Annotated in this window: 10 protein-coding genes; all 10 read left to right on the top strand. The window is 58.2% G+C overall.

The features are described 5' to 3' along the window. Positions 1–15: 15 nt before the first annotated feature. The 10 genes from scpB to RGU70_RS15800 all read left to right on the top strand — a co-directional run bounded on the left by scpB (position 16) and on the right by RGU70_RS15800 (position 22,378). On the top strand, positions 16–984 hold the full coding sequence (gene scpB, locus RGU70_RS15845) for an SMC-Scp complex subunit ScpB (RefSeq protein WP_322210352.1): 969 nt from the start codon (positions 16–18) through the stop codon (positions 982–984). After that, positions 971–3,118: a pseudouridine synthase gene (locus tag RGU70_RS15840; protein WP_322210351.1), complete on the top strand. Its 2,148-nt coding sequence runs from the start codon at positions 971–973 to the stop codon at positions 3,116–3,118. Before scpB ends, RGU70_RS15840 begins: the two co-directional genes overlap by 14 nt. Before the next feature lie 353 nt (positions 3,119–3,471). After that, entirely contained in the window at positions 3,472–3,960 is a 489-nt protein-coding gene (rimP, locus tag RGU70_RS15835; protein WP_322210827.1) for a ribosome maturation factor RimP, read from the top strand. Then, a complete protein-coding gene (gene nusA, locus RGU70_RS15830) occupies positions 3,957–5,516 on the top strand; it encodes a transcription termination factor NusA (RefSeq protein WP_322210350.1) in 1,560 nt (519 codons plus the stop codon). Before rimP ends, nusA begins: the two co-directional genes overlap by 4 nt. Positions 5,517–5,581: 65 nt before the next feature. Further along, a complete protein-coding gene (gene infB, locus RGU70_RS15825; RefSeq protein WP_322210349.1) occupies positions 5,582–8,422 on the top strand; it encodes a translation initiation factor IF-2 in 2,841 nt (946 codons plus the stop codon). Between the two features lie 160 nt (positions 8,423–8,582). Continuing rightward, positions 8,583–8,972 (top strand): 30S ribosome-binding factor RbfA, encoded by a 390-nt coding sequence (gene rbfA, locus RGU70_RS15820; protein WP_322210348.1) that lies wholly within the window; start codon positions 8,583–8,585, stop codon positions 8,970–8,972. 138 nt (positions 8,973–9,110) lie between these two features. Continuing rightward, complete coding sequence (gene truB, locus RGU70_RS15815; RefSeq protein WP_322210347.1) at positions 9,111–10,052, top strand: tRNA pseudouridine(55) synthase TruB; 942 nt, start codon at positions 9,111–9,113, stop codon at positions 10,050–10,052. A gap of 174 nt (positions 10,053–10,226) precedes the next feature. Then, on the top strand, positions 10,227–12,062 hold the full coding sequence (typA, locus tag RGU70_RS15810) for a translational GTPase TypA (protein ID WP_322210346.1): 1,836 nt from the start codon (positions 10,227–10,229) through the stop codon (positions 12,060–12,062). Between the two features lie 968 nt (positions 12,063–13,030). After that, on the top strand, positions 13,031–14,806 hold the full coding sequence (locus RGU70_RS15805) for a ShlB/FhaC/HecB family hemolysin secretion/activation protein (protein ID WP_322210345.1): 1,776 nt from the start codon (positions 13,031–13,033) through the stop codon (positions 14,804–14,806). 51 nt (positions 14,807–14,857) lie between these two features. After that, positions 14,858–22,378: a hemagglutinin repeat-containing protein gene (locus tag RGU70_RS15800; RefSeq protein WP_322210344.1), complete on the top strand. Its 7,521-nt coding sequence runs from the start codon at positions 14,858–14,860 to the stop codon at positions 22,376–22,378. The last annotated feature ends 150 nt before the right edge of the window (positions 22,379–22,528 follow it).

Genomic DNA, 22,528 nt, shown 5'->3' with positions numbered 1-22,528 from the left:
GCACAAGAGTCGTACATGAATATTGTTGAGGCTAAGAAAGTCCTCGAAACCGCCTTGCTATGCACCCATGAGCCCCTGTCGATCAACGACTTGAAAACGCTCTATGCAGCAAGCGACGAAGCGGAATGTGAAATCAACACCGATACCATCAAGCAAATGCTTGAGGAGTTGGCGGCGGACTGGGCAGACAAAGGTCTGGAAATCGTCCGTTTGTCGACCGGCTGGCGCTTTCAAAGCCGGCCCGGGATGAAAATGTACCTGGAGCGGCTCAATCCTGAGAAGCCACAAAAATACACGCGTGCCACGCTGGAAACACTTGCCATCATTGCCTACCGCCAGCCGGTCACGCGCGGTGATATTGAGGAAATCCGGGGCGTGACCGTCAGCACCCAGACGATTAAATTGCTGGAAGAGCGCAGCTGGATAGAATCCATTGGCCACCGCGACGTGCCGGGCCGACCAGCCCTGTTTGCGACCACCCGTCGCTTTCTGGACGATCTGGGCCTGACTTCGCTGGAGCAATTGCCGCCGCTGCAGGCCATTGGCGGTCAGGATGCCGACGATGCCGGCAGAGCTGCGCATTTAGAAGCTTTGCAACAGAATCCACAAGCTGATTTGATTACGGCGGAATTCGACGAGGAGCCGGCTCCTGCGGTCGAAACGCTGTTTGAGCCGGTAGACGCCGGCGAGCCAGCTGAGCCGACAATCAAGAATATAGAGAACGATGTAGTGCCGGATGCGCTCGAAACCGGCAATGATGCCGACGGTAGCGCGCATGCTGCCGGCAATACCGAAGCCCCCGAGATACCAAGCAAGATATCCACCAAGACTCAGGCAGCGTCGCCGCAAACACCGTCGCCATTCACGGCAAGCGGCGAAATGACCCCGGCGCTTTCTTTCCACGAACCAGTTGCAGAGACCGCGCCCGTTGCTACGTCCTTGGCAACTCAGAACAAACACGATACTGATAATGAAACCAACTAGCTCTCCCGACACCTCAACTGCCCAGCCGACTACAGGCGCCGCTAATGACGTCGTCACTACGACGGAAACGGTCAAACCGATCAAGAAGCGGGCCAAGAAAGTTGCTGATGAAGCAACGGCATTGCCGCTCAAGACGACTGAGACCGCATCCGCCGAGACGGCAGAAAAGCCGGCACCGAAGAAGCGGGCTTCACGGGCCAAGGTAGTTAAGGAACTGGCGACCGAGGCCGCATTGCCTGTTACTGCAGACGCCGTGTCGGCGCCCGTACCGGTGATCAAAGCGAAACCCAAGCCACGCGCCAAACCAGTGATCGTCGCCGAAGCCGCAGCTGCCGTGGTCGTGGAGGCTCCGGTGCAGAAAATATTGACAGCCCCGCGTCCGGTGGTCGTCGTGACCGTCAGTAGCGAGCCGACATCGTCCGCGCCACAACTGTTCGATACCCCGGGTGCGGAAGCCCCCCGTGACAAAACACCGCGCCGCGGCGTACGTGGCCCCCGCGCCATGCGTAACAATCGGATCGCTCAACGGGCAGCCGAGGCAGCCGGCGAGGGTACAGTTCCACCGGCACCGCATCAGACTGAAATGATGAGCTTCGATGCAATGCCCAATGCGCCTATTCCCGTCGCCGACAACGCGATTGCTGAATCACGCAAGCAAGGACAAGATCGGCAACGTCAGAATCCCAAAGGTAAAAAGCCTTTCGTCAAAGGCCAGGGCAAGACCAAAGCGCCGCAACTCGGTGCGCGCAACAATGGCAATGCGGCCGAAGATATTTTTTCCTACGTCACCTCGGAGGCTTTCGATAGTTCCGCAGAAGAAGGCGGCCCGGGCAATCGTCCACAGCATGAACGTCGCGGTAAAAATGGTCAGCGTGATCTGATCGCCGATGATGACGCGCCAAAACTGCACAAAGTGCTGGCGGAAGTCGGTCTCGGATCACGGCGCGATATGGAAGAACTGATTATTGCCGGCCGCGTCTCGGTCAATGGCGAGCCTGCTCACATCGGTCAGCGGATTCTGCCGGCTGACCAGGTCCGTATCAATGGCAAGCTGTTGCATCGTAAAGTCAGCAAGCGCCCGCCGCGCGTATTGATGTACCACAAGCCGGCCGGTGAAATTGTCAGTCATAACGACCCTGAAGGCCGCTCCTCGGTATTCGAGCGCTTGCCGACCATGAAAGTCGGAAAGTGGCTGGCCGTGGGACGTCTGGATTTCAACACCGAAGGTTTGCTGTTGTTTACAACCTCCGGCGATCTGGCTAACCGTCTGATGCACCCGCGCTACGGCATTGATCGTGAATATGCCGTCCGTACCTTGGGCGAGCTGGAAGAGGGCATGCGCCAGAAACTGTTGAATGGCGTCGAACTGGATGACGGCACGGCGCAGTTTTCAAAAATTTCTGACGGCGGTGGTGAAGGCGTTAATAAGTGGTATCGCGTCATCATCGGCGAAGGTCGTAATCGTGAAGTGCGCCGGATGTTTGAGGCGGTTGGTTTGACGGTTTCACGTCTGATCCGTACCCGTTACGGTGCCATGACCTTGCCGAGCGGCCTGAAACGCGGCCGTTGGGAAGAGCTGGAAGAAAACGCTGTGCGTGATTTGCTTGCCGTGAGTGGCCTGGAAAAAATAGTACCCGATGGTAAAGCTCCGGGCAAAAAGCAGGGCGGCGGTCGTTATGGCGATGACAACGGTAATCGTCGTGGTAACGGCAACAGCACCGGCAATGGCAACAGCGCTGGTTATGGTAATGGCAACAGTTACGGCAATAGCAACGGGAACGTCAACGGCAATGTGAATGGCAACGTCAGCGGCGGCAATGCCAATGGCGGTGGATATGCCGGTAATGGCGGCGGCCGTGGCAAACCGCAGGGACAGGGTTCGTATGCCGGCGCAGCGCAAGGCGCGCCGCGTCGCAGCCAATGGCAGGGCGGCAGCAATCCTGATGGCGGCGGTCAGGGGCAAGGAAAGCCACGCTCCCGGCAACCTGATCCATTGCAGACAGCTCTCGGGTTTCCTGACGCTGGTCAGCGCCGTCAATCGCGTCCGCGTAGTCCCATGGGGCAAGCAAAGCCACAAGGGCAAGGGCAGGGTCAAGGACAGAACGGTATGCCGCGTCGGCGCACGCGCGGCTGAGTCTCGACGGACTAATCGTGTCGTTGTTGTGTAGCGGTTGGTCCCTCAGGGTTGCTCCGGTAAGAAGTCGTTAATACGGCTGATTTGCGGTGAAGGTGTTATTCAGTTACAATGCCGGAGTTAACCGCGTGGCTCAGCAAAAAATACAAGTCGATCTGCTTGTATTTGATTAACGATTAGAAAGATGGGCAGATGCCCATTTTTTTTTGCTGAACCATTTGTGCATGACGGCAAGATGTCCATTGAAGTAGTACAAGTAATAAAGGTGACTCGTCGCCCGATGGCATTGCCGGTGTATGCAGCGCACTGTTCAAACGTATGAATGGCATCCGTGGATGCCGACGGAGACCGATTTGCAATTGCAGGAAATGATAGAGACAACCCTGACGGGCATGGGTTACGAATTGGTGGACTTTGAAAAAGCCGCGCACGGCATGCTGCGCGTGTACATCGACTTCCCGCCCGAGCGCGCGGATCAGGGTGCAATCACCGTCGAAGACTGCGAAAAAGTCACGCATCAGTTACTGCATGTATTTACGGTAGAAAATGTCGTCTACGAACGGCTGGAAGTATCGTCCCCCGGACTGGATAGGCCGCTGAAAAAGCTGGCTGATTTCCAGCGTTTCGTTGATCAGGAAGCCCTGATCAAACTGCGGGTGCCGATGCCGGGTACGGCGCATCGCAAATCTTTCCAAGGTTTGTTGCGCGCACCGGATGGTGAAGTACTAAAACTGGAATTCGAAGCAAACGATGGGTCGGTAGCGGTGCTGGATTTTGCGCTCGCCGATGTGGATAAGGCACGTCTGGTGCCGCAAGTGAATTTTAGGAGCCGCAAAGCATGAGCCGCGAAGTTTTATTGTTAGTCGATGCGCTGGCGCGCGAAAAAAATGTCGATCAGGATGTCGTTTTCGGCGCGCTCGAACACGCTCTCGCCCAGGCCACCAAAAAACGCTATGAAGGCGATGTCGACATCCGGGTCACGATCAATCGTGAAGATGGCGGATTCGAATCTTTCCGCCGCTGGCACGTTGTGCCAGATGAGGCCGGCTTGCAGCTGCCCGATCAGGAAGTGCTGCATTTCGAAGCCAAAGAGCAAATCCCCGATATCGAAGTGGATGAATACATCGAAGAGCCGATCGAATCGGTCGACTTCGGACGCCGCTTCGCCCAAGATACAAAGCAAGTGGTTCTGCAACGTATCCGTGACGCCGAGCGCGAACAAATTCTGGCTGATTTCCTGGAGCGCGGTGATTCATTGGTCACCGGCACGATCAAGCGCATGGAACGCGGCGATGCCATTGTGGAATCCGGCAAAATCGAAGCCCGCCTGCCACGCGACCAGACTATCCCTAAAGAAAATCTGCGCATCGGCGACCGCGTCCGCGCTTATATTCTGCGCGTAGAACGCAACGCTCGTGGCCCACAGGTCATCCTGTCGCGCACCGCGCCTGAATTCATCATGAAGCTGTTCGAGCTGGAAGTCCCGGAAATCGAACAAGGCCTGCTGGACATTAAATCAGCAGCACGCGATCCCGGCGTTCGCGCCAAGATCGCCGTCTATACAGCAGACAAACGCATCGATCCTATCGGCACCTGTGTCGGCATGCGCGGTTCGCGCGTGCAGGCAGTGACCGGCGAACTCGGCGGTGAGCGTGTCGATATCGTCCTGTGGTCGGAAGACCCGGCGCAGTTTGTTATCGGCGCACTGGCGCCGGCGAATGTGTCGTCGATTATGGTCGATGAAGATACGCACGCCATGGATGTCGTGGTGGATGAAGAAAATCTGGCCATCGCTATCGGCCGCGGCGGACAAAACGTCCGTCTGGCGGCAGAGCTGACCGGCTGGCAGATCAACATCATGACTGCGGAAGAATCGGCTGACAAATCCGCTGTGGAAACTGGTGCGATCCGCGCCTTGTTCATGGCAAAACTGGATGTCGATCAGGAAGTGGCCGATATTCTGGTGGAAGAAGGTTTCGCCAGTCTGGAAGAGATCGCCTACGTGCCGATCAATGAAATGCTGGAAATCGAATCCTTCGACGAAGACACCGTCAACGAACTGCGTAATCGCGCTCGCGATGCCCTGGTCAGTGAAGCGATTGCCTCGGAAGAGGGACTCGAAGGCATGGAAGAGGCGCTGATCGAATTCGAGGGCATGGAGCGCGTGATGGCCGGCAAGCTGGGTCTGGCGGGTATCAAGACACTGAAGGCTTTTATCGCGCTGGCCTACGATGAATTCGCAGCGATTCTGGCATTGCCAGCAGATCGCGCACGTCAGCTGAGAGAAAACGAATTTGCAGATGTGACGGATGATGAGATGACACTCATTGACGCCAAATACGATGAGCATGCGAAAGCATTGCAGGCCAGGGCATGGAGCCTTGCTGAAGCTAAATAAGCTGAAATGCGCGTATTTAGCGTCTGCCCGTAGCATCTGCTGAGCAATATAGAAAAGAGGATTGAATGGCAAGTAACAATGTAGCCCAATTTGCCACCGAGCTGAAAATGCCGGCGGATCTGCTGTTGACCCAATTGAAGTCGGCAGGAGTGGATAAAAGCTCTGAAGACGACGCCTTGTCGAAAGAAGATAAGGATCGCCTGCTCGAGCATTTGCGGCGGGTTCGTGGCGCAGCACCGGATAGCGACAAGAAAAAAATTACGCTGACTCGCAAGGAAACGACCGAAATCAAGCAGGCTGACGCTACTGGAAAGTCGCGCACGATCCAAGTGGAAGTGCGCAAAAAGCGGACGTTCATCAAGCGTGATGAGGCACCGCAAGAAACCGCTGCTGCGCAAGAAGAGGCGCCGGTTCCTGTGATCGACCAGGCGGAAATCGAACGGCGCGCAGCGGAAGCGCAGCGTCAGGTCGAATTGATCGCGCGTCAGGAAGCCGACCTGCGAGAGAAGCAGCAGCGTCTGGCGCAGCTGGAAGCGGAAGAAATCGCTCAAGCCAAAGCAGCTGAAGAGCATGCCAAGCAGGCAGAGCGTGAAGCCAAGCTGGCGGCGAAAGCAGAAGTTGCTGCCGAGCAGGCCGTCGCAGCGATTCCCGTTGCAGCACCTGAACAGACCGATCCGGCAGAAGCCGAGAAAAAGCGTGCAGCTGCCGAAGAAGCCAAGAAAAAAACCGAGCTGGCAAGCAAGGAAGCGGCTGACCGTGTCGTTGCAACTGAACGTGCCCGTAAGGCTGTCGCTGACGAAGTTGCGCAGATCAAGGCCATGATGAATGCGCCGCGGCGCGTCATCAAAGCACCGGAGCCAGTCGTCGCGCCGGTGGTTGCCAAGCCTGCTGAAGGCACATTGCACAAGCCGGCTGACAAGAAGCCGGGCGAAAAGAAAGACGAAAAGAAACCTGTCGTCGACAAGAAATCGATCAAGTCGGCCAATGTTTCCTCCACCTGGCAGGATGACGCGAAAAAACGCGGCACCGGCATGAAAGCACGCGGCCCAAGTGGCGGCGGGCGTGATAGCTGGCGCGGTGGCCCTAAGGGGCGTCGCAGCAATCAACAAGATGATCACGAAAGCAATTTCCAGGCGCCGACAGAAGCTGTCGTCAAGGATGTGCATATTCCTGAAACCATCACCGTAGCGGAAGTTGCGCACAAGATGTCGGTCAAGGCATCCGAAGTCATCAAGCATCTGATGAAACTGGGCCAAATGGTCACCATCAACCAGGTGCTGGACCAGGAAACGGCCATGATCGTGGTCGAAGAAATGGGCCACCGCGCATTCGCGGCCAAGCTCGATGACCCTGAAGCCTTGCTGGAAGAGGGTGTTGAGCATGTCGACGCTATCGTCCTGGCGCGCGCTCCGGTCGTCACCGTCATGGGTCACGTCGATCACGGTAAAACATCGCTGCTCGATTACATTCGTCGTACCAAGGTTGCTTCCGGCGAAGCCGGTGGCATTACCCAGCACATCGGCGCATATCACGTCGAAACGTCGGGTGGCATGATCACCTTCCTCGATACGCCGGGCCATGAAGCCTTTACGGCCATGCGTGCCCGCGGCGCCAAGGCAACCGACATCGTTATTCTGGTGGTTGCCGCCGACGATGGCGTGATGCCACAAACCAAGGAAGCGATTGCCCATGCCAAGGCCAGCGGTGTGCCGCTGGTCGTAGCGATCAACAAGATCGACAAGCCGGGCAGCAATCTGGACCGCGTTAAGCAGGAACTGGTTGCCGAAGGCGTCGTTCCTGAAGAATACGGCGGAGAGTCGCCATTCATCGGCGTGTCAGCCAAGACCGGTGAGGGTATCGATAGTCTGCTGGAACAAGTGCTGTTGCAGGCGGAAGTGCTGGAGCTGACATCGGCCATCAACGTGCCTGCACGCGGTCTGGTGATTGAAGCCAAGCTGGACAAGGGCCGCGGCCCGGTCGCCACTATTCTGGTGCAGTCGGGTACGCTCAAGCGCGGCGATGTCGTGCTGGCAGGTTCCTCATTCGGCCGGGTACGTGCGATGCTCGATGAAAATGGCAAGAGCATTACTGAAGCTGGCCCATCGATTCCGGTCGAAATTCAGGGTCTGACTGAAGTGCCGGTCGCCGGTGAAGAAGTTCTGGTCATGTCCGATGAGCGCAAAGCGCGTGAAATCGGCCTGTTCCGTCAAGGCAAGTTCCGCGACGTCAAGCTGGCCAAGCAACAAGCCGCCAAGCTCGAAAACATGTTCGATCAAATGGCCGAAGGCGAAGTCAAGAACCTGCCAATGATCGTCAAGACCGACGTGCAAGGTTCGCAGGAAGCACTGGTTCAATCCTTGCAAAAGCTGTCCAACAGCGAAGTGCGGGTGCAGGTGGTGCATGCGGCAGTCGGTGGTATTACCGAATCCGACGTCAACCTGGCCGTGGCCTCGAAGGCAGTCATCATCGGCTTCAACACACGGGCCGATGCCTCTGCCCGCAAGCTGGCCGAAGCCAATGGCGTGGACATCCGCTACTACAACATCATTTACGATGCGGTAGACGAAGTGCGGGCCGCCATGTCCGGCATGCTGTCGCCTGAAAAGCGCGAACAGTCGCTGGGTCTGGTTGAAATCCGACAAGTGTTCCTCGTCAGCAAAGTCGGCGCGATTGCCGGTTGCTATGTGCTCGAAGGTCTGGTGCGTCGCGGTTCGTCCGTGCGCCTGCTGCGCGACAATGTTGTGCTGTGGACCGGCGATCTGGATTCGCTCAAGCGCTTCAAGGACGACGCCAAAGAAGTCCGAGCTGGCTTCGAATGCGGTTTGTCACTCAAGAACTTCAACGACATCCAGGTCGGCGATCAGCTCGAGATTTTCGAAGTGCAGGAAATCGCCCGCACGATGTAAAGCGTTATTGCCTCACCGCGTCAGTTGCCGGAATCCGGCAGCCGATGCGGGGATGTTCAGTGCCATGTCATTCCCGGCCGCTGCATCCGCCCCTTGAAAGCAGGGTAGGCAACCCCTCAGTAATATAAGCAACATCAGCAGGATAGGCAGTAACACGCATATGGCAAAACATAGTAAATCGATTCCCGGCCGCGGCTTGCGCGTCGCCGACCAGATCCAGCGCGATCTGTCGGAACTCATCGCGTACGAATTGAAAGATCCCCGGGTTGGCATGATTACGCTGACCGAAGTTCAGGTGACCCCCGATTACGCACACGCCAAGGTGTTTTTCACGACCTTGCAGGATGATCCTGTCGCCGTGCGCGGCACGCTGGAAGTACTGAACAAGGCAGCCGGTTTTCTGCGGACGCAATTAGGTCGCCGTCTCAGCATCCATACGCTGCCGCAATTGCATTTCGTGCATGACGATTCGACGGTGCGCGGTTTGCATATGTCGAAACTGATCGACGAAGCCAACGCTACGCGTGCCAAGGATGCCGACGAAAGCTGACTTCCGCTAGTCACTGGCGGTTTGGGTCACTTATTAGGTCAGCATATTTGTCCTGCATATTTGTTCTGTTTATTTCTTTTGATTATTCGGCCTGCAACCGGGCTGTTTATTCCATTTTTCCCTCACTGATGATTCCCGATGGCGTCTTTCCAGCCTAAAAAAAAGCGCGTTCCCGTTCATGGCGTATTGCTCCTGGATAAGCCGGTCGGCCATTCCAGCAACGATGCCCTGATTGCGGCAAAGCGCCTGCTGAATGCGGAAAAAGCGGGCCACACTGGGACGCTGGACCCCTTCGCAACCGGCTTGCTGCCCTTGTGTTTTGGGGAGGCAACCAAGTTTGCGCAGGACTTGTTGGAGGCGGACAAAACCTACGAAACGGTAGTCCACCTGGGCGTGCAGACGACGACTGGCGACACCGAAGGGGAGGTGTTGCAGACTCTGGAAGTTGACGTTACGCCGGAGCAGATCGCCACCGTACTGGAGCGATTTCGTGGTCCTCAGGAGCAAACGCCGCCAATGTATTCTGCGCTCAAGCGCGACGGCAAGCCCTTGTACGAATACGCGCGCGCTGGCATTACGCTGGAACGCGAAGCCCGCCCGGTTGTGATCCATGCACTGGAAATGCTTCAGTACCAGGCACCGTATCTGCATCTGCGGGTTTGTTGCAGCAAGGGCACATATATTCGGGTGCTGGGCGAAGACATCGGCGCCGCACTCGGTTGCGGGGCGCATCTGCAGGCCTTGCGTCGCACCGGTGTCGGCGTACTGACGTTGAAGGACGGCATCACCCTGGAGCAGTTCGCGGCAATTCCCGAATCGGAACGCGCCACTTCATTGATGCCGGTCGATGCCTTGCTCACCTCGTTTCCGGTAGTGGAATTGCCGGAAGTGCTGGCGCAGCGATTTTTACAGGGTCAGCGTTTATCGCTTGGCAAGGAGCAGATCAGCGCGCCGGAACAACTCGGTCGGGTGCGTGTGTATCGACGGGAAGACCAGCAATTGCTGGGCACCGGACTGATGCAGGAATTTACTGTATTGGCCCCGGAGCGTTTGATTTCCACGGTGCAATTTCAGAATTAAGGCGCGATAGCCGCCGCGACGCATTGTTAGTGCATCGCAAGACATCACAACGTAATTAGAAATGCAGCAAGTCTTTGAAATAGAAGGACTTGTTGGCAAGGAATCAGTAAAAAAGTTCGTGCATTGCAGCATGCTATAATGCGCGCCTCCCATCGGCACAGCAACCAACTATTTATGTCAACTCCAAAACGCGCTATTCGCAACATCGCCATCATTGCCCACGTCGATCATGGCAAGACCACACTCGTAGACCAGTTGCTGCGTCAATCTGGTACCTTCCGCGAAAACCAACAGGTTGACGCCCGCGTGATGGACTCCAACGATATCGAAAAAGAACGCGGTATCACGATTCTGTCTAAGAACTGTGCCGTCGAATACAAGGGCACCCACATCAACATCGTAGACACCCCCGGCCATGCCGACTTCGGTGGCGAAGTTGAGCGCGTGCTGTCGATGGTAGACAGCGTGCTGCTGCTGGTGGATGCGCAAGAAGGCCCGATGCCACAAACGCGTTTCGTAACGCGCAAGGCGCTGGCCCTGGGTCTGAAGCCTATCGTTGTGGTCAACAAGATCGACCGTGAAAATGCTGACCCGCAAAAAGCGGTCAACGCCACTTTCGAACTGTTCGACAAACTCGGCGCTACCGACGAGCAATTGGATTTCCCTATCATTTACGCATCGGGATTCAAAGGCTACGCTGGTCTGGAAGATTCCATCCGCGAAGGCAATATGGAGCCCCTGTTCGACGCAATCCTCGAACACGTTCCTGCACGCGAAGATGATCCGGATGGTCCGCTGCAACTGCAAATCACCTCGCTGGAATACTCGTCTTACGTCGGCAAAATCGGCGTTGGCCGTATCCTGCGCGGTCGCGTCAAAGCCCTGCAAGACGTGGTCTGGATGAATGGCCCGGATGACAAGCCAACCAAGGCGCGTATCAACCAAGTGCTGACTTTCCGTGGTCTGGATCGCGTGCAGGTTGACGAAGCACTGGCTGGCGACATCGTACTGATCAATGGTATTGAAGACATCAGCATTGGTTCCACCATCTGCGCACCGGACACCCCGGAAGGCTTGCCGATGTTGAAGATCGACGAACCGACACTGACCATGAACTTCATGGTGAACAATTCGCCACTGGCTGGCCGCGAAGGCAAATTCGTTACTACTCGTCAGATCCGCGACCGTCTGGACCGCGAACTGAAAGCCAACATGGCTTTGCGCGTAGTGCAAGCAGAAAACGACGATTCGACCTATGAAGTGTCGGGTCGCGGCGAATTGCATCTGACGATTCTGATTGAAAACATGCGTCGCGAAGGCTTCGAGCTGGCCGTTTCGCGTCCACGCGTGGTCTACAAGATGGTCGATGGCGAACGTCACGAGCCGTACGAAAATCTGACTGTGGATGTTGAAGAAAACAACCAGGGCGGTGTCATGGAAGAACTGGGTCGTCGTCGTGGCGATCTGCAGAACATGGAACCGGACGGCAAAGGACGTGTGCGCTTGGAATACCGTATTCCTGCACGCGGCCTGATTGGTTTTCAGGGCGAATTCATGACGCTGACACGCGGCACTGGCTTGATGAGCCACGTGTTCGACGAATACGCACCAGTGGACAACAGTAAGGGTGAACTCGGCGGTCGTCGCAATGGCGTGCTGATTTCCCAGGACGACGGCGCTGCCGTTGCCTACGCCATCTGGAAACTGCAAGATCGCGGCCGTATGTTCGTCAGCCACAATGATCCAGTCTATGAAGGCATGATCATCGGTATCCACTCGCGCGACAACGATCTGGTCGTCAACCCGATCAAGGGCAAGCAACTGACCAACGTTCGTTCCTCCGGTACTGACGAAGCGGTGCGCCTGGTGCCGCCAATCGAAATGTCGCTGGAATATGCAGTGGAATTCATTGATGACGACGAGCTGGTCGAAGTCACACCGAAGAGCATCCGCTTGCGCAAACGTTATCTGAAAGAAAACGAACGCAAAAAGGCTGGCCGCGATTCGTAATACCTGACCGGGTCAGTCAGCAGCAGCGCTGACCGGTGAGAAAAAAGGGACGAACCTTCGGGTTGCGTCCCTTTTTTATTTCTACGGAGCAGCTTATTGCAGACGGATAGTCTTAATTCGGGGAATGGGAGACGGCATTATCTATGCCGCACTGCAACCGAAACCTTATTTTATCTATGTGGGGGAGAATGTATATAGCTGCAGATGGAAGGTATTATTCACAAATTGGATAACAGGTATGCGAATAATAAAGTTGTGGACAAATGCCTCGATCTATATAGTTACACCTGTCTCCTCCAATTACCTCTAAAAGAATTGGATTTAGCCCGGAAGCTGCAAAGCTCCCGGGCTTTTTTTTGTCCGAAATTATAGAGGAGGCCTCAAAAGAGGCCTTAACAAACGATCACTATGAAGTGACTGATTTTCGGTCTTATATCACTTTTTCAAATATAGTGCGGCGCATAATGACTATAGGTAAAATCTAGCGCACTATGCGTCAAGCAGTTAAAAATCCTATCTCATTAGAGGGTAGAGGAGACACCGGCCCGCAGCATCGAATTTATTCGTGCTGCGGGCTTTCCATTTGGGGCTCCCCAAATGCATGCGCCAATCCAAGCCAGATCGGCTCAGGCAAAACCAACTTGCCAAACATAATACAAGTCAAAGAAATTGAAGATGCCTTGCCTTGCACTCGCATCTTCCGGGGCAAGCGCCTTGCCCGAACATGCACCAAAGAACTAAACCAGTCAAAGCGGCGTAACAGACCCGCCTCCTCAAGTCGCACCCAACTCGCCCGAATACGATTTTCAATACTTTTCCATAAGCAATACTACGTAGATTTGCTTCTACATTGGTACTCGTCATATTTCTGAAAATAGCGAATATCGACAAGATCGAGTCTTTCTAAAACCCCTGGCAATCAGCGGTTGACGGCCACGGCCACTCAACAAAAAGAAAGTACTCGATCAATGAAGAAGCAGGCCGCGGCCCGTAAGCTCAGCACGCACGCTGTGCGCCACATGCACTACGCCGGCATGGCGTTGCTATTGAGCGCAGCGTTTGCCGATGCAAGAGGGCAATCCACCTCAATCGATGCCAACGAACAACAGCGCCGCCGCAGCCAGTCGGAAGCCGTCGAAAGGGAAAATCAATCACAATCCCCCCGGGTCGAACTGCGCGCACCGCAGACCACGACCGATGAGCTGGAATCGCTCGCACTCCCAAGCGAATCCCCCTGCTTCAAAATCAATAGCCTGCTGCTGGAAGTCCCGCCGCATTTATCGCCCGCACTCCGGCAAGCCGGAGCCAGCCAGCTCACCTTCGACCCGTTCCGCTTCGCCCAGCAATACCTGGATCAATACGCTGGCACCTGCATCGGCAAAGAAGGCCTGAACCTGATCGTACGACGCCTCACCCGCCTGATCTTGATCCAGGGCTACAGCACCACTCGCATTGGCATCCCCGAGCAAGAACTAAGCAGCGGCACACTCACACTCGCTCTGATCCCCGGCATTATCCGCAACATCCGCTTTGCCGATCCCGAACAGCGCGGCACCTGGGTCAACGCCTTTCCGACCGGCCCCGGCCGTCTGCTCAACCTGCGCGAACTGGAACAGGGCCTGGAGCAAATGAAGCGCGTCCCCAGCCAGGACGTCAGCATGGAAATCGTCCCCGGCGCAGTCCCCGGCGAAAGCGACGTCGTCATTGCCGTCACGCGCAGCAAACCCTGGCGACTGAGTACCACGCTCGACGACAGCGGAGCCAAAGCCACCGGCAAATTGCAAGGCGGCCTCAATCTGAGCATAGACAACCCGCTCGGCCTCAACGACCTGCTCAACCTCAGCCTCAACACCGACGTTGACCGACGCGGCGGCGACCGCGGCACCGGCGGCAACAGCCTGTATTACGGCCTGCCCCTAGGCAACTGGACCTTAGCCCTGTCCGCCGGCAACTACCGCTACCACCAGAAAGTCGCCGGCCTCTACCAGCAATTCGTCGCCAGCGGCAATTCCCGCAACCTCGACCTCAAAATCGCGCACCTGTTCCAGCGCGACCCCTCGCAAAAGAACAGCTGGCAATTCAAAGTCGGCAAACGCTTGAGCAGCTCTTTCATCAACAGCACCGAAATCAACGTCCAGCGGCGCAACACCACCTACGCCGAACTGGCCTGGATACACACCCACTATTTCGGCCCCGCCCAACTCGACCTGACACTCGCCAACCGCTGGGGAACCGCCTGGCTGGGCGGGCAGGGCGAAGCCGACTGGCGCACCGAGAACGACCCCATGCACCGCTACAGCCTGCAAAGCCTCGACGCCAACCTCGTCCTCCCCTTCAGCGTCGCCGGTCAGCCGCTGACCTACACCGGCACCTTACGCGCGCAAACCACCCGCTCCCGGCTCTACATGAGCGACATGTTTGCCATCGGCAACCGCTACACCGTGCGCGGCTTCGACGGCGAAACGATGCTGGCCGCCGAACGCGGCTTCTTCCTGCGCAACGACCTCGAAGCCCCGATCGCCCGTAGCAAACATGCGGTCTACGCCGGTCTGGATGTCGGCAAAGTCTATGGCCCCAGCGTCCGCTATTTGCTCGGCGACAGCCTCGTCGGCACCACCGTTGGCGTGCGCGGTCGCATCGGCGGCATGAACTACGACCTCTTTTCCGGCTGGTCGCTCTACAAACCGCAAGGCATGCCCAACGCCAGCCCGGCCATCGGTTTTCAGCTGAGCTATCAGTACTGATCCTGCCACGCCGCTGTCTTCCTTATTCTTATACCGACGCTCAATACACTCATGAACCAACAAGCCTACCGAGTCATATTCAACCATCAACGCGGTCAAAGCATGGTCGTCGCGGAAACGGTCAGCGCCGGTGCCAACTCCTCTCGTGGCGAATGCGCCCGCAGTGGGAATAGCGGCGGCAATAAAGTAGCAGGCATCAGCCCCTTGAGTCGACTGAGCAGCCTCAGCATTCACATTGCAGCTCTGTTCGGCGGACTGCTCCTGCTCTCCCTTGTCAACCTTGTCCCCCAAGCGCAAGCGCAAATCCTCAGCGACCCGCAAGCCGGCGCACGCAGCCCCGTCATCGACAACACCGCCAACGGTCGCCCGCTGATACAGATCGCCACGCCCAACGACGCCGGCGTCTCGCACAACCAATACAATCAATTCAACGTCGACCCGCAAGGCGTCATCCTCAACAACGCCCGGCAAGACACGGCCACTCAGCTCGGCGGCTACGTCAGCGGCAACCCCAACCTCACCAACGGCAGCGCTGGCATCATCCTCAACGAAGTCACCGGTCCCGGCCGCAGCATGTTGCGTGGCTACACCGAAGTCGCCGGCCAGCGCGCCGAAGTCATCCTCGCCAACCCTAACGGCATCAGCTGCGCCGGCTGCGGCTTCCTCAACACCAGTCGCGCCACGCTCACCACCGGCGTCCCCGAATTCGGCAGCAGCGGCAACCTCAACGCCTTCCGTGTCACCCGCGGCGACATTCAGATCAACGGCGCGGGTCTCCTCAACGACAACAACGTCAACCAGCTAGACCTGATCTCCCGCAGCATCCAGGTCAACGGCGAACTCTGGGCCAAAGACCTCAACCTCATCACCGGTGCCAACCGCGTCGACTACAGCGGCCTCGGCGTCCAGGTGATCTCCGGCGAAGGAGCGCGCCCCACCGTCAGCATCGACGTCGCCCAGCTCGGCGGCATGTACGCCAATAAAATCCGTCTGATCGGCACCGAAAGCGGCGTCGGCGTCGCCAGCCTCGGCACCGTCGCTGCCAGCACCGGCGACATCCTGATCGACAGCGCCGGCAAGCTCACCCTCAACGGGCGCACCGACGCCAAAGAAGGGCGCATCACCCTGCGCAGCAATGGCGAACTGAACCACGGCGGCAACCTGCACGCCCGGCAAGCCATCCAGATCGACAGCACCGGCGACCTCCACAACAGCGGCACCATTTCCGGCGAGCAAGACATCCGCCTCCACAGCACCGGCCAGCTCAGCAACAGCAAAACAATCAAAGCAGGGGGCAACCTGATCGTCGAGGCCGACCGCATCGACAGCAGCGGCATCCTCGGCGCAGGCATAGCCGCTAACGGCGAAGCCACCCAAAACGGCGACCTGCAACTGACAGCCACCCGCGACCTGCGCGCCACTGGCAGCCACAGCGTCGGCGGCAATCTCAGCATGAGCGGAACCAGCCTCGTACTTGCCAATGCCCACAGTGCCGTTGCCGGTAGCGTCAATCTGAACGCGCGCAACGGCGACATCGACCACCATGCCGCCCAGCTGCACGCCGGGAAGGACATCACACTCAACGCCAGCGGCCAGATCGACAACCGCGAAGGCCGCATTGAAAACAACGGCCAGAACACCACGCTCACTCTCACCACCTCCAGCCTCGACAACCGCGACGGCCGCCTCGTCAATCGCAGCACCGGTGCAACCCAGATCAACAGCAGTACCCAGATCGCCAACGACGGCGGCATCCTGGGCGGCAAGGGCGACGTCACGCTGACCTCGCGCACCCTCAGCAACACCCGCCAAGCCAAAGTCGGCGCGGGTGGCACCCTCACGCTTACCCACAGCGAACGCATCGACAACACTGACGGCACACTGCTCAGCGGAGCCGATCTCCATCTGGATACCGCCACCCTCAACGGCGACGGCCAGATCAGCGTCGGCCGCGACGCCAGCCTCGCCCTGCGCAGCGACTACACCCAAACTGCCGCCAACCGCCTCGACGTTCACCGCAACCTCACCCTCACCACCAGCGGCGACCTCACCAACGCCGGCACGCTCAGCGCAGTAGGTGACCTGACTCTCAAAGCCCGCGCCCTGCGCAACCAGAACGGCGCCCTCATCAACGCCGGCGACGGCAACACCCGCATCCGCCTCAACGGAGGGCTAGACAACCTCGGCCGCATCTACGGCAACGACGTCGCCATTTCTGCGCAGACCATCCTCAACGACGGCGAACGCCACCCCGACGGCAGCACCAAACAAGCCGGCGTCATCGCCGCCCGCAATCAACTTGATCTCGGTGCCGCCATCATCACCAACCGCGAACACGGCCTGATCCAAAGCATCGGCGACATGGCCATCGGCCGCCGCATCAACGACCAGCATCAGATGGAAGGTAGCGCCGACCAGATCGACAACCGCTCCGCCACCATCGACGCCGGCGGCAACCTCGCCCTGCAAACTGCCCGTTTGAACAACACCAACGAGCACTTTGAAACCGCCATTGAAATTGATCCCGGCAAAACCCGCCGCATCACCCGTTACCGGCTCGATGGCAACCCGACCGAATACGACGAAACCGAAATCAGCCGCCTCAATAACGGCCAGGTTGGAAGAGTCAGGGTCAATGCCACCGGCCAGGAAAATGAAGACTTCACCCGCATCACCTACCTCGAAACCACGCGCCGCAGCGTCGTCAAGCAATCCGACCCGGCGCGCATTCTCGCTGGCGGCAACCTGCAACTGAGCGGCGCGGTCACCAACGACAACAGCAGCATCGTCGCCGGCGGCACGTTGAGCGGCAGCACCGCCGACCTCGCCAATGTCACCACCCCCGGCCAACGCGTTGTCCATCGTGGCGGTGACGGAGAGGGATCAAATTCCCAGCACCACACCACCGAAAAATGCGGAGGAGGGCGCAGACGTTGCGACGACTGGGGCAGCAAAGTCATCATCGACGATGACTTGCCCACCGTCACCTTCAACCTCAGCGTCGCCGAGTTCAAAGAAAAAACCGCCGCCGCGCACGACACCAATGCCGCCGTCGGCACCCCCGTCCGTCCCGACACCGCACTGCAAAGCGCCTTCGGCACCACCATCACCCCGGTGACTAGCAGCCTCAACTACACCACCAGCCAGACCCTCACCGGCCCCAACCCGCTGCCGCACCTGACCCTGCCCACCAGCCAGCTCTACCAGATCCAACCCGCGCCCGGCCAACGCTACCTGATTGAAACCGACCCGCAATTCACCCAGTACAAACGCTACCTCTCCAGCGACTACCTGATGCAAAGGCTGGTCCTCGACCCGCAACGCGTCCACAAACGACTGGGCGACGGCTTCTATGAACAAAAGCTGCTCAACGACCAGATCCTGCAACTGACCGGCCGCCGCTTCCTCCACGGCCAGAACAACAACGAACAGCAATATCAGGCCCTGATGGACCAGGGCCTCGCCGTTGCCGCCCAACTTGAGCTCAGCCCCGGCATCGCCCTGACTCCCGCCCAACTCGCTGCACTGACCGCCGACATCGTCTGGCTGGTCGAACAAGACATCACGCTCACCGACGGTACTCAGCAACGCGTACTCGCCCCCGTGGTCTACCTTGCCCGTGCCAAGGCCGCCGACCTGCCACCCACCGGCGCCCTCATTGCCGCCGACAATATCAACCTCAAAGTCCACGGCACCCTCAACAACGGCGGCACCCTGCAAGCCAATCAACAACTGCAAACCACCGCCACCGACATCCTCAACAGCGGCACCATCCGCAGCACCGGCAAAAACGGCAGCGTCGTCCTCATCGCCCAAAACGACCTCCTCAACCGCGGCGGCGAACTCAGCGGCCAACGCATCGCCATCCTCGCCGGGCGCGACATCGTGCTCGACAGCCCCACCAGCCACAGCAGCGTCGTCGCCGCGCGAGCCAAACGTCACGACGTATTCGGTCAAGAGATCGAATCCGAAGACGGCGGCTACACCAAAGGCTTCAGCAGCGATCACACCGCCATAGCCCGCACCAGCACCCTCACCGCCGGCGACCTGCACCTGCAAAGCGGACGCGACCTCACCGCCAACGCCGTGCAGATCACCAGCACCGGCAACACCACCCTCATCGCCGGGCGCGACCTGAATTTAAACGCCGTCACCACCAAAGACGCCGTCAATATCGACTACGACGAAAAAAATCACCTGCGAGAAAGCCAGACCCAAGTCAACGGCACGCAAATCGCCGCCCAGGGACAAGTCCGCCTCATCGCCGGACAAGACCTTAAAACCACCGCCGCCACCGTCACCGCCGACCAGCGCCTCACCGCCGCCGCTGGCCGCGACATCACCCTCACCACCGCCCGACAAGACAGCCTCTACGACCAGGAAATCTACACCACCGAAAGCACTCTGGTCTCCAGCAGCAGCACCCACATCCAAGACCAGCAAAAGAGCAGTCAGGCCATCGGCAGCACCCTCTCCGCCGACAGCGTGCAAGTCAGCGCCGGACGCGACGTCACGCTGTCCGGCAGCAACCTCGTCGCCACTAAAAACCTCAGCGCCCGCGCCGGCAACAACCTCGCCCTCGATGCCGCGCAAAACACCGCCAGCCAGACCTACAACAAAACCGAAACCCAATCCGGCCTCTTCAGCGGCGGCGGCATCGGCGTCACCCTCGGCGACAAACAGCAAGACAACGACCAGACCAGCGCTCAAGTCACGCACAGCGGCAGCACCGTCGGCAGCACCCACGGCAACGTCCAGCTCGATGCCGGCAAGGCCTACACCCAAACCGGCAGCACCGTCATCACCCCGCAAGGCGACATCGCCATCGCCGCCGAACGTCTCACCCTCGACGCCGCCACCGACACCCGCAGCAGCACACAAGACACGCGCTTCGAACAAACCGGCCTGACCCTGCAACTGACCAGCGCCGCCGTCACCGCCGTGCAAACGCTCAAACAACTGGAACAAGCCGCCAGTAAAACCAAAGACAGCCGCATGCAGTCCTTAGCCGCCGCCAGCGCCGCCATGAGCATCGCCAGCACCGTCGCCCAAGTCGCCGCCAACCCCAGCGCCGCCAGCGCAGTCAGCATCGCCCTCAACCTCGGCCATAGCCAGAACGAAAGTCACAGCGAACAACAGGCCAGCACCAGCCAAGGTTCTCGCGCCCAGGCCGGCGGCAACATCGACCTCACCGCCACCGGCGACCGCGCCACCAGCGACATCACCGTCATCGGCAGCACCGTAGACGCCGGTAAAAACCTCACGCTCCAGGCCGACCACGACATCAAGGTGCAAGCCGGCGTCAACACCGCCGAACAACACAGCACCAACAGCAACAGCGCCGCCAGCGTCGGCATCGCCTTCTCCATGGGCGGCGCGCAAAACGGCTTCAGCTTCAACGCCGGCGTCTCCGGCGGGCGCGGCAACGCCGACGGCAAAGACCTCGGCCACACCAACACCCACCTCAATGCCGGACAACAAGTCAGCCTCAGCTCCGGCCACGACACCACCCTCAAAGGCGCGGTCGTCAAAGGTGAAACCGTTCTTGTCGACGCCGGAAACGACCTCACCATCGAAAGCCTGCAAGACAGCAGCCAACTTGACAGCAAACAAAGCAGCGCCAGTGCTGGCGTGAGCGTCTGCATCCCGCCGTTGTGCTTCGGCGTGAGCAGCGCCGGCGGCAGCATTTCAAAAGCCAAAGTCGACGGCGACTACCTCAGCGTCACCGAACAAAGCGGCATCCAATCAGGCGACGGCGGCTTCAACGTCAAGGTCAACGGCAACACCGACCTCAAAGGGGCCGTCATCACCAGCAGCCAGAGCGCCATCGAGAACAATAAAAACCAGCTCACCACCGGCACGCTCACCCAAAGCGCCCTGCAAAACCACGACCGCTACGACGCCAGCGGCTTCTCGCTCAGCGCCAGTGTCAGCACCAAACTCGGCAATCAAGACATCGCCGACAGCCCCACCCACAGCGCCGCCGACAAACGCGCCGCCAGCGACAAAACCAACCCCGCCCAACCCGGCGGCAGCGCCGGCATGAGCAGCGACGGTGGTAATAAAAACAGCACCACCGAAAGCGGCATCAGCGGCGCAAAGATCACCATCACCGACCGCGCCGGTCAGGAAAAGAAAACCGGCAACACCGCCGAACAAACCCTCGCCAGCCTCAAACGCGGCGTCAGCAGCGACAAAGACACCAGCGAATCGCTCCAGAAAAACTGGGACGGCGCGCAACTGATGGAGCAAACGCAAGCCAACGTCCAGATCACCGCCGCCTTCAGCGGACAAGCCGCCAAACTCATCGGCGACTACGCGACGAATAAATTCAAAGAAGCCGAACGCAATCAAGACCTCGTCGGCATGGAAAACTGGAAAGAAGGCGGGGCCTACCGCATCGCCGCCCACGCTGCTGCGGGCGCATTAGCGGGCGGACTTCCCGGTGCACTAGGCGCCGGAGCAAGCGCCGCCGCCATGCCGGAAATCGGCAAACTGATCGACGGCATGGACGTGCCTGCACCCGTCAAACAAGCACTGGGCGCGACCGTTGCTTCCGTGGTGGGGGCAGTGGCCAGTGGGGGATCGATGGCGGGGGTAGGGGAGGCGATGACGGTCGATGTCAACAATCGGCAGTTGCATCCCGATGAGAAAACGTGGATCAAATCAAACGCTGCACGTTATGCAGAGCAAAAAGGTATTTCCACCACTCAGGCGCAACAGGAATTGACGGCGCAGGCAGACCGACAAGTTCAAAATGGTTCGGCAGGCGCATGGGATCAAAGCGCCAGTGCATTCCTGGCTCAGGCCAAAGGCATGCTTACCGCCGATGGCAATAGCGGACCGGGCTACATGTTCTATGCGACGCCAGATCAGAAGGCTAATCCGAACATGTATTCTAGTTATGGTGGCGCCAATAACCCATCAGCCAGTGCCATTGCGGCGGCAACCAGTAGGGATCAGGCAATTCGAGAAAATGCGACGAATGCTACGTTGGTGGCTGCTGGCGCCGCCGGCGCATTGGCGGGAGCGGGGCCGTTGGCAGCTATTTCTGGAACACCGATTTTTAGTACTTCTGGAGCCTTAGGCTCAACAATGTGGGCTTCGCCAGCAGGAACAGCGACGATTAGTGCAAGCATTAATGCAGCAGCACAGTATTACCAAAATGGGACAATTAATCCGGTCGATGTGGGTATTGCTGCTTTGACGGGCGGTGCGGGTAGTTATGGTAAGTTTTGGTGGAACGTGGGTGTCAACGCTGTGGGTGGTGCGGGTGGAACTATGATTAATAATTATTTGTATGGGCAGAATAATGGTGTGGTGGGCAATGCGCTTACAAGTGGGGCATTGTCTAGTCTTGGTTATGGTGTTGGTAAGTTAGGCGAGTCAGCCATGAATTCGATTATGCGGCCAACTATTAATACTCCGAACTGGGCAGCTAGTGGAAGTTGGAATTTATTCAGACCAAATACTTATGCCCCTATTGCAGGTTCTGTCGCAGGGACAGCGTCTCAGGAAATAATTAATGGCGTCCAACAACAGGTTTCATCTCAGTCTGGGGCTAAGAGGTAATGAGAAAATTATTTTTGATATTGTGTCTATCCCTTTTGGTATGTATTCCCGGAATGGCTCTAATCTGGGTAGTAGGAATTTATCTAAGCTGTATCTTCATTGGTGGTTGCTATCAAACCTTAGGTGTCCTAGGACTATTAGGAGCTATTA

The organism is Herbaspirillum sp. RTI4, from assembly GCF_034313965.1.
Taxonomy (GTDB): domain Bacteria; phylum Pseudomonadota; class Gammaproteobacteria; order Burkholderiales; family Burkholderiaceae_D; genus Herbaspirillum.
The sequence above is the reverse complement of the archived record's forward strand: the minus strand, read 5'-3'. Positions and strand labels throughout refer to the sequence as shown.